Here is a 10,569-nt window from a genome sequence, read left to right as displayed (position 1 = left end):
GGCCTTTAATGGCGCACTACATTAAAATCATTATCCTGTTTCTGACCGGGATTGGCGGATGTTTTGCAAACACTAATGATGAATTAAGTCATTATCAGGAGGAGGGGGCTCACCAGGTATCAACCATTCCGAGTAAGACAATCGAAATGCTAAATCGTACGTCCTCACGGAATCAATCAGAGCACCAATCATTGATTGATACACTCATGCAACACAGCGCAGACGGCTTACAAAGCAATCAAAAACCGCAGGGAGCTGAAGGTGCCATTTTATTTGTATCCTTTTCCATGCCCGACTCACTATTATTTGCATTGAGCGATGAAGCAGCACGTTTTCATATTCCCGTGGTCATTAATGGCTTAGTGGATGGTGATTTTAAACAAACCATAGAAACATTTAAACGCCTTAATAGCGAAGCTCAAAAGCAGCATTTAAACTTTAAGGGAATTTCTATTGATCCGGTCTGGTTTAGTCAATTCCACATTACAACGGTTCCAGCGCTTGTAGTCACAGAACCCTCCAAGTCTTGCGGTTCAGGGCAGTCCTGTGCCAATCAACCCTTTGATGTAGTCTATGGCAATGCAAGCATAAAAAAAGGACTGGAGCTCATCGCCCAGAAAGGAGATGCAGGAGCCACATTAGCGGCCACCATATTGGAGAAAGGCCATGTTTAGATGCATGTTGGCCATCGTCTGTATTTTTGGATTTGGCACGTTCTCAGCTGCCAATACAACAGCGCAGGACTTTCAGAAATTAAAAGAATACGCAAAATCTTTGGGGAATCAGCCACTGAGCGCCATGAATGAATTTAAGCCCCAGAATACCTTCAAAGACTATACGGAAAATCCCTCGCAATCGCTTCATTATCAGGGGGTTGAAACTGAAAAAACGGATTTAAGTACCTTGGCTGCGAATGCCTTAAAAAATGATGCCGGTGGACATACTGTGACCGAGCATTTTGGTCAGCGCCAGTTTGAAATCAATACTAAAAATGAAGCGATTAAAAACGCCAAATTAATTGAAGAAGAAAGTTATGCGATTACCCATGGACAATCTAATGAGCGGATTAAATGCGATGAAAAGCCACCGGCTTGCGAGATTAAATCGCATGAGGAAATCTGTCATACATCAAGGCAATTACCAGAACAACAGTGTTTAAAAAAACGCAAAGTAACCGTGAACACAGAGCGATGGAGTCAAAGAGCTGATTTTGAGGTATGGGTTCATAAAAAATGGACTGGACTCATAGCGGTTAATCTTATAACGGGTGCCATGACCAATAGCGCAGGAGGTCACTTAACTAATCCGATTAAATTAAATCATCCCTGCGAAGAAATGAAAGCCACAGTTCACTCCATTTTAAATAATGGGGGTTCTGCTCATTGGGTGCGTGTTGTGGGACTGCCAACCTGCCAAAATGGAGGAGTAATCACCCTGTATATTTCAGATAAGTTCAGTCGCTATTACCCAATTCAAGTGGCATTGACGATTAATGCTCATTCCAAATCCTATGTGGAAGAAGAGCACTGGGATAATGAATGCGCCAGTCTTGAGACAAACAACTTATGTCAAAAAACACAAGAGCAGTGTACTGATTCCAATCCAACCCGTGTCATTAATGGCCTGCCCGTCACCCGCGATTGCTGGGAGCTTAATGCACGATATCAATGCGCATCCGCTGCAGCTGATGAATGTAAAACGCAACGTGAAAAAGGATGCTTACAGGCAAGCTCGCGCTGTACATTAATGAACAATAATGCCTGCTCACTCTATGAGCAGGTATATCGTTGCGATGAGACAGTCTGCCCACAGCCTGTGGCTTGTGTGCGTGATCTCTTTTGTGCTGATGGAGACTGTACGGAACATACTGCAACTCAGAATGATGGTTTTGGGGAGGCGATGGCACCTATGGCCGTTGCAGGAGCTGCTGGCGCTGAGTTTGGTAAAACGCAGGCCACCTTATTTTCAGGCCATCCCGTGCAGTGCAAAATCTGGGTTTGGGACATTATTGATTGTTGTTCGAATGAAGGCTGGGCTGACAAGCTCCATATCGATTTGTGTCGCGAAGAAGATAAGGCTTTAGGCAAAGCCAAACTCAATTATCTGGCTCATTACGTAGGCGAATTCTGCAGTCAGAAAGATCCCATTTTTGGCACCTGTCTGGAGCACAAACGCACCTATTGTGTCTTTGACAGCAAAATGGCACGCATTATCCAGGCCGAAGGACGTTTAAGACAATTAAATCCCAATGCTTTAGGAGATGCGGAGCATACACGCTGCGCGGGGCTCAGTGTGAATGAATTACAAAGCCTTGACATGGGGCGCATCGATTTTTTAAACCCCGTCTATCCATTTCCCCAAGGACAGCCAACAAAAGAAGCAGGAATTGTAGGCGATGTCGTTTTAAATAGCCCCGACGCTTCAAAAGCAATGGATGAAATCAAACGGCGAGTCCAGAAAAAGGCGGAACAAAAATGAGATTATTCACTATTATTTTAATGTTACTTTCCATGCCGGTCATGGCTGATTTAGTAAGTCCACCCGCTCATGGGTTTCATTGGTACAGTACAGAAAACAAAGAGCCTCAGATGAAACCTGTTCAAATTCCAAAGGTGTCAAAGCCTTCGCTGACTCCTTATGAGCAGCTCATGGAAGTCCGCAAAGCCACCATGAATAAGCTCGCAACGGCATTAATTGCCCCATCATTTGATGCAACCTATGAGTACATGAAAGCCCAGCAGGTGTATGCCAAAAACAATCAGAAATTTGTCCAGTACTGGCAACAGGTGTTGTTGTCTCATCCTGAGCTGGATCATTCCTTAAATTTTCCAACTGACAATACGGCTGTGGCCATTCGCAATGATTCAATGAATCTTTTAATGGAGAGGGTAGTCCGAGAAGGGGCTAAACGTTATGGATTAATCCTTTTTTACAAAGGGAACAGTTCCATTTCGCAAAAATTCATCACTCATCTTGTGCCATTCGTCAATCAGACCCACTTTTCAATGATTTCGGTCACAACAGATGGTCAACCGATTGAAGGTCTTCCTAATCCTAAAAACATACCTCTTCATGAAATACAAAAAACAATGAATTTACAGTCACGCTACATGCCCGCACTGTTTCTTGTTGATTTAAAAACACAAAAAATGTCGCCCTTGTCCTACGGTTTTGTCTCCACAACCGAGTTAAAGGAACGCCTGCTGGATGTGGCGACTCATTACAAACGATACAGCTATGAGGGGTTTGAAGCATGATTGTCCGCATCATTATTTTACTGCTTTGTTCTGTAATTAATCCATTGCACGCCAATGTGGCAGTTGAAGAACTCAATGCACTGTTATTGAAAAAGCAAGCCCCTAAAGCTTTTGCACAGAAGGAATCAGCTGAAGCTAAAGATTTATCCAAAAATTATTATTTTGCATTTATTTATCGAAGCACCTGCCCACATTGTAAAAAATTCTCCCCTGTTTTAAAGGATTTTTCAGAAACATTCCATATTAAGGTTCGTGCTTTTAGCCTGGATGGAGAGTCCCTGGATGGACTCGATACCACACCATTAACACCTGAGCTTTTTCAAACATTCTATGTATCAGGAGGGTATAAGCCTACGGTTCCCGCCTTGTTTTTAGTCAATCGACATACCCTGGAGGCCTACGCTGTCTTGTTTGGAGAAGCAACTCCTTATCAGCTGGCACAAAGAGTACATGAATTAAAGCAACACATTGAGGAGAAATTTAATGATTAGAGCTCTTGTGCTAACCGTTGTTGCGTCTTTTACTTGCGTGACAGGAAATGACGCTCATGCATCAGCCAGTGCCGATTTAAATCATTTTTTTAATAATCTTGGTTATTCTGCGAATGTCACGGGTAGCCATTCCTATGAATCACAGGCAGCAGGATTTGCATCATTAGGCTCTGTCTATGCCAGAAATCAGGTGCGCTCCATTCAGATAGCTCACGTTGATGTACCTGGGTTTCGCTCAGGATGTGGCGGAATTGATATTTTTGCAGGTGGTTTTTCCTTTATTAAATCAGAGCAGATTGTTTCCTTCATGCAGAATATTTTAAGTAACGGGGCAGGCTATGCAATGAACCTTGCACTGGAGACCGAGCTGCCTGAAATTGCTCATGCCATGCAATACATGCAAAAGCTGGCAAATGACATTAATGGGACAAATTTTAATTCGTGCGAGATGGGCGAAAATCTGACTGCAGCAGTTTACCCTAAAAATCGAGCCGCACATCAGCGTTTGTGTGAAGACATCGGGCGCAATCGAAATGTATATACCGATTGGGCAGAAGCAAGGCATAAATGTTCTACAGGAGGGGAGATTGAAAAGCGACTGGAACAAGCGAAGAATGATTCTGAATATAAAGACCGAGTGCTTGTAAATACCAATGTGGTTTGGGATGCACTGCAACTGAATGAGTTCATCAAATCCGATACAGGGATTTCAGAGGTCTATATGTCGATTTCAGGAACGCTGGTATTTGATGCCAAAGGGGGAATGCAAACGTATCCCTCTTTAGCGACCAACCAGAATTTTGTTAAGGCGTTGCTTTATGGAGGAAAATTACCCAGTTATACGTGTACTGATTCGAACAAGCCCTTAAAATGTCTTGACATCAATGTGAAAGGAAGCCAAGAGATTAGCAGCAAAGATGCCCTTGTTTCTCAAGTACAAGCCATCCTGCAGGGCGTTTATGAGAATATCAAATCAGGGGCGGCCTTAACGCCACAACAAAAAGGGTTAATTGAACTAACCCAGCCGTCTGTATTTCAACTTATTTCAGCAAGTGCACAACAGAATATCGGCATACAAAGCAGTTATGAACTTGCTCAGAGTGTAGCAACGGATTTGCTTGCCCAGTATCTTGCAAATTCACTTGAAGTGATTCGAGCATCCCTTGCAGGGCGTGATTTAGGAGGTTCCCATGAAGAGAAATTATTTAAAAACCTGCAGGTGGCACAACAATTTGTAGATAATTTTAATAGCGAATCACGAGCACGTTTTAATGCAGCACTGACAACCAATCAATTAGTTCAAAACAACGTGAAGCAGGCGCTTAATGCCCTTAATCCCATCTTAAGAAAATCATATACCGGAGGGGCACAATGAGCCCATTATTAATCTACACCCCACAAAATGGGATTTATTTAAAAGAGTTGCTTGATGGTATGGCCGCTTTGCTTACTGAATCTACCTTTAGTACGGCGTGTGACATTATCATGATTCTATCCGTTGGTATGGTCGGTTATCAGTACGTAATGGGTAAAAAGCTGGAATCACTGGCTCGCTTTGTGCTGACCACCTTTTTAGTCATGTATTGCGTGCTAGGCATTAAAGTGCCTGTGGCTATAATTGACATGCAGACAGCCGAAGGAGCAGGAGAGGCCTTAACAGTGGATCATGTGCCTCTAGGCGTTGCTTTACCTGCCTCATTGATTAGTGGCATGGGCTATGGAATTACGACTGCCTTTAGTGATGTATTTCGCATGCCAGATAGTCTGGAGTATAACAAAACAGGAATGATTTTTGGTGCAAGAACCTGGCTTGCGGCAACTCAGACAAGGCTCTCCATGTCGCCTGATTTGGCACAAGACCTATCGTCCTATATCCGCCAATGCGTGTTTACGGCAAAACTTTTGGCAAGCCATCAATTAAGCCCTCAAGAGCTTACCCAAAGTGCTCATCTTTCTAAAACCTATTTTGAGGAGCCATCACCCATTTATCGGGTGATTCTGCACAATGGAGTCAATTTAAGTTGTGGAGATGCCGCAGCCAATTTAAAAACTCGATTGCCCGTTGCAGCCAAATTAGAGTTGGAGCGTCTTAATCATCTGGTAACCACAGGTGCTTTAGGGTCACGCAACACGGACAGCAGTTCTTTACCAGGCGAAAAGACTTTTGGTGACAGGCTGCAAGCTGCTCACAAATATTACATGAACATTACCGAAGATGCGGCTGAAACACTCACGCAGAATATCTTAATTAATGCGACCCGCGATGCTGCTGCCGATGCTTTTGCTTTTTCAGGAGCTGATGCGGCACTCATGAATTACACCAATACGGACAGCACTCAAAAAATGCACATCGCTGAAGCCAATAGCTTTTGGCTTGCAGGATTTCGCCTGCCTTACTATATGACTGTGATGTGGATGTTGACGCTGTGTATCTTTCCATTAGTCGTTTTAATTTCATTTTTTCCGACCCTGAGTAACGCTTATTTCCTGTGGGTACAATCTCAAATCTACCTTTGGTCATGGCCTCCGATGTTTATTATTTTTCATTGGTTTGTTTCCATGGCCTCAAGTACCACCATTACTTTATTTGGTCAAAAAACAGGAGGGGTGACCTTCTCTAATATCGATTCATTAGCCAGCATGCACAGTAATTTTGCCTATACGGCAGGTGCATTGGCAGCAAGTGTTCCTGTTATTGCCCTGTACATCACGAAGGGATTGGGACAGATTTTGAGTACCTCCTCCCAGCATTTTGGTGGTATGGCGCAATCCTTGTCAGTGAGTGAAGCGCAATCTGCAGCTGCAGGTAACATCTCAATGGCAAGTTACAGCGGTTGGAATATGAACTATGAAAATACCAGCGCCAATAATGTTTCGGCTAACAAGCACGATACCAATTGGACGAACATGCATGGGATGCACACGGAACAATTGGGAAGTGGAGTGCTTAAGACGACCACAGGCCATGGGGATGCTGTTTTTGATGTAAGTCCTGGGATGTCACGAGGACCCATACACATTTCAGATACAAAGGCCTTAAGTGGCTCTTTAAATCAAGCTTTTGAGGAATCCAGGCAGGCTGCAGCCAATGAAAGTCAGCATTATCAAACGTCCTTATCCAGTTTTGCGCACAGTGCAGTACAATTATCGAAAATGCAGGGACATGATATGCGTTTAGGCGATGGAGTATCTGAAAGCGAATCCGGTCAATACAGCCAGGCCTTATCGACCATGACGCATATTGCCTCGGATGTAGCTAAACGCGAAGGGATAAGCCAAGAGGATGCGCTGGCTCATATGACCTCAGCTGGATTAAATGCCCACGCCGGAGTCGCAAGTGAAAAAAGTATGCTGGGAAGTATTGGGCGGTTTGCTTTTGGAGCAACAGGAGGTGCTGATAGTCATGCCAAATTCGATAGGTCATCAACGAGTAGTGATCGTTACCATGAAGGCACGGACAGCAGCATGTCAGCGAAGGAAGCAGAAGACTTTAATCAGGCGCTAAATTATGTGAGCCAGTTTGCACAAAACCATCATTTTGATAACAGCCATTCGGAAGGGGCAAGCCTTTCGAATCAAATGGGTACCGATTTAAGGAATGCGCAAACGGCAAGTCAAAACTACGATGCCTCGATGTCTAAAGCCGCTCGCATCAGCACGGCCAGGAGTTATGTGGAATCCAACTCCGATCAGATTACCACCGATCTTAATCAGGCATTTCCTGGCTTTGTGGCACACCGCATTGGAGAAAAGGCACGAGATGAGTTGTATTCCAATCCTTCAGATATTGCCTCATTAAAACAATTACAAATGCTAGCTAATGAGTTTATCAGTGAACAACGAGAAGGTTTAATCGCACGATACGGCAATGCTTCTAAAAATGATCGGATTGACTCCTTTTACCAGGATGCAGCAAATCCATTAAGAACCAAAGAGTCACAAATGGGAGCTGACTACCACAAGAACAGTAACGCGTTGGAGGATTCTGGAAGGACTCTGGGAGTTGGCATGGATGCATCAAGAGCCGAAGGCATGCAGCAAAAAATTAATAATCAGGTCGATGCTGCGGTAAATAAAACAAGCAGTGGAGGAGGGCGTTTAAAGAGTCAATACCAGCAAGCGGTTGAAACAACGAACAACGATGTAGGTGAGGGGAAAAAACTGGGGCAAAGTAACGTCAACGCGGTTATACCCGCCTATTTTACTAAATGGGTTGATCATCATGATAAATCAGCCCCAAAGAAGGAGCTTATCCATGAATAATGAAGAAATGAATTCACAAGAATTAAAAGAGGCCATCGCCTTGGATATAGAAACATTAAAAACATTGGACGTGGATATTATGCCGGCCAAGGAGTATTACCAGGCGAACAGAAGTTTGTTTTTGCATGTTTTTTTTAAACTATATGGAACAATACTTCTAGGATTTTTACTTCCACTCCCTTTTTATTGGAAGGTGTTGATGGTGGAGATTTCAACGCACGAGCTCATCTACATGTTTTTCTGGCTGCCATTAATGGCTCTAGGACTATGCCTTTTTGTTTTTCTATTCATTTACAGCTCATTAAATCAATACATTTTGATTGACTATCAATTGAAACACAAACTAAGAACAGGCTCATTGATTGTAAAACAAATAAGGCGGGCTGGAACTATAGCCTATCGAATATTTGCGGGGATTGTTTTGATTCCTTCACTGTTCTTGTTTCCCAGTGCTGCCTTCTTCATATCCTTTGGCGCGTTTTTCATCAGCGGGATTTTAACGAACATCCTTGTTGAAATGGAGCTCAATAGAATAGGCATCAGCGTGCTGTTTACTCTCATAAAGAATTATTTTGATAAGGACAAAAATGCCAGTGCGGCAATACCCTTAAAATAAAAAAACACATCAAAAAGAATAAATTGTAACCACAAATACAAGTAGTGGAAGCCGCTGCTTTGCCCAAAACAAGCTGGAGGAAGATAAAATGAGCCATGAATCCAATTACAAACATTATACCCGGGGCGGTCAGATCTCATTCCATAATCTGCGGATGTGGTTTCAGATTAACAAAGCGCTCTTTCATGTTTACTTATTCATTTGGGCAGGGTTAAGCATTGTATTAACCTGTATCTTTGCTCCACATGGAATGATAAGACAGACTGTGTCCTATCACGCGGCTCATTTTTATCACCTGGCAGGGGTGCCACATGTATTTTCTATCCCTGTTAAAGGGGGGTATGCATCACAGACTGTCGAACAGCTTCTCCACAATCACTATTTTTCTGCTACCTCCGATCGTTTACTGACACTCCTGTTACAGTCAACTCTATGGAGTTTTCCCCTATCGTTGATTGTGGCACTTTTGGTGAGCCGATATTTCATTTATCGAGGAAAGGTACAAACACAAAACCAATTTATACGCGGGGCGAGTTTAGTCCCATCAGAAACACTTAAAAAACAGATAATAAAGCAAAGAAAAGCATCTGATTTACATCTTGATGGATTTCCCCTGTTGCAAGGTGCAGAAGTGCAGCATTTATTGGTTCATGGCACGGTTGGGATGGGTAAAAGTCAGTTCATTATGAAATTGATGGATTGTTTACGTGCACGAGGCGACCGAGTCATTGTCTATGACAAGGGATGCACGTTTACTCAGGCTTATTTTCAGGAAGATCATGATGTTTTACTTAATCCTTTTGATGCACGCTGTGCTAATTGGGATTTATGGCTGGAAGCCCCAAAAGATGAATTACTGGAAAACATGGCAGAAAGCCTCATCCCCATGCATGGAGAAAACGATCCATTTTGGGTTAATGCAGCACGCACCGTGTTTGCCTGTCTTGCAAGTCAAATGCGTGAGGATAAGGAACGTTCCCTATCCAAGCTGTTAGGGTTACTGGTAACGGGCGAGTTTAGTGAGTTGGAACCTTATCTCAACGGCACGGCTGCAGCGACTTTGGTCAGTAATAAAATAGAAAAAACAGCCATCTCCATTCGCTCCGTCATCACAACCTACCTTAAATCAATGCAGTCGTTAAGTGGGCTTGATGAATCTGGTAAGCCTTCCTTTTCCATTCGTGATTATCTGTTAAATAAAGATTTGGAGGGCTGGCTTTTTATATCAAGCAATGGGGAACAGCATAAATCTTTAAAACCATTGATTTCGATGTGGATTGCCATGGCATCCCTGACACTTTTGAGCTTGCCAGAAGATGCGAACAGACGGATTTGGTTTATTTGTGATGAGCTGCCCAGCTTGCATAAATTACCTCTTTTGGGTGAAACCATTGCCGAAGTCAGGAAATTTGGCGGCTGTTTCTTGCTGGGAATGCAAAGTTTTAGCCAGTTAGAAAAGGTCTATGGGCGTAGTGGTGCTGCTGAAATTTTTGACTTACTCAATACCCGTGCCTTTTTCGCAAGCCCAAGCCATGAAATGGCGCAGCTCGTGAGTAAGGAGCTTGGGGATGAGGAGATTGATGACACCCGAGAAAATTATTCCTATGGAGCCAACTCCATTCGTGACGGTATTTCGCTAGGGAAAAATCGTATTACTCGACCTTTAGTGACTTATCCTGAAATTATGGGGCTTGATCCGCTTACCTGTTACCTGCGTTTGCCAGGTCAATATCCTATTACTAAATTGGAACTTCTCTATCAAAAGCGAAGTGCAAAGGCCTCCGGTTTTTTACCTCGTACTCTACCGCCTCTTTCTGCGTGTAATGCAACTCTTAAAAATAATGCTGTTGTTAATGATACAGCAGACAACCGTTTTGAGGTTCAAGCACCAATTAATAAAAAGCGTGTCGAACGTGAGTGCGATATGGAATCCATTTTTTGA

8 protein-coding genes are annotated in these 10,569 nt (G+C 43.3%); all 8 read left to right on the top strand.

The window, feature by feature from the left end; genetic code table 11:
- Window positions 1–8: 8 nt before the first annotated feature.
- The 8 genes from trbC to traD all read left to right on the top strand — a co-directional run bounded on the left by trbC (window position 9) and on the right by traD (window position 10,569).
- Window positions 9–674: a type-F conjugative transfer system pilin assembly protein TrbC gene (gene trbC / locus Lery_RS11120; RefSeq protein WP_237759216.1), complete on the top strand. Its 666-nt coding sequence runs from the start codon at window positions 9–11 to the stop codon at window positions 672–674.
- Window positions 667–2,478, top strand: coding sequence for a type-F conjugative transfer system mating-pair stabilization protein TraN (traN, locus tag Lery_RS11115; RefSeq protein WP_058527328.1), 1,812 nt, complete (start codon window positions 667–669; stop codon window positions 2,476–2,478). The genes trbC and traN overlap by 8 nt, the downstream gene beginning before the upstream one ends.
- The gene (gene traF, locus Lery_RS11110; protein ID WP_058527327.1) at window positions 2,475–3,257 is read left to right on the top strand and encodes a type-F conjugative transfer system pilin assembly protein TraF; all 783 of its coding nucleotides are present in this window, start codon (window positions 2,475–2,477) and stop codon (window positions 3,255–3,257) included. Before traN ends, traF begins: the two co-directional genes overlap by 4 nt.
- The gene (gene trbB / locus Lery_RS11105) at window positions 3,254–3,748 is read left to right on the top strand and encodes a type-F conjugative transfer system pilin assembly thiol-disulfide isomerase TrbB (protein ID WP_058527326.1); all 495 of its coding nucleotides are present in this window, start codon (window positions 3,254–3,256) and stop codon (window positions 3,746–3,748) included. Before traF ends, trbB begins: the two co-directional genes overlap by 4 nt.
- Window positions 3,741–5,123, top strand: a complete 1,383-nt coding sequence (locus tag Lery_RS11100) for a conjugal transfer protein TraH (protein ID WP_082657198.1) — start codon at window positions 3,741–3,743, stop codon at window positions 5,121–5,123. The genes trbB and Lery_RS11100 overlap by 8 nt, the downstream gene beginning before the upstream one ends.
- Window positions 5,120–8,011 carry a conjugal transfer protein TraG N-terminal domain-containing protein gene (locus Lery_RS11095; RefSeq protein WP_058527325.1) on the top strand — a complete coding sequence of 964 codons (2,892 nt, stop codon included), beginning with the start codon at window positions 5,120–5,122 and terminating at the stop codon, window positions 8,009–8,011. The genes Lery_RS11100 and Lery_RS11095 overlap by 4 nt, the downstream gene beginning before the upstream one ends.
- Complete coding sequence (locus tag Lery_RS11090) at window positions 8,004–8,627, top strand: hypothetical protein (protein ID WP_058527324.1); 624 nt, start codon at window positions 8,004–8,006, stop codon at window positions 8,625–8,627. Before Lery_RS11095 ends, Lery_RS11090 begins: the two co-directional genes overlap by 8 nt.
- A gap of 88 nt (window positions 8,628–8,715) precedes the next feature.
- Window positions 8,716–10,569, top strand: coding sequence for a type IV conjugative transfer system coupling protein TraD (gene traD / locus Lery_RS11085; RefSeq protein ID WP_058527323.1), 1,854 nt, complete (start codon window positions 8,716–8,718; stop codon window positions 10,567–10,569).

The organism is Legionella erythra (genome assembly GCF_001467615.1).
Classification (GTDB): domain Bacteria; phylum Pseudomonadota; class Gammaproteobacteria; order Legionellales; family Legionellaceae; genus Legionella_C; species Legionella_C erythra.
This window is presented reverse-complemented; position numbering and strand designations above follow the sequence as displayed.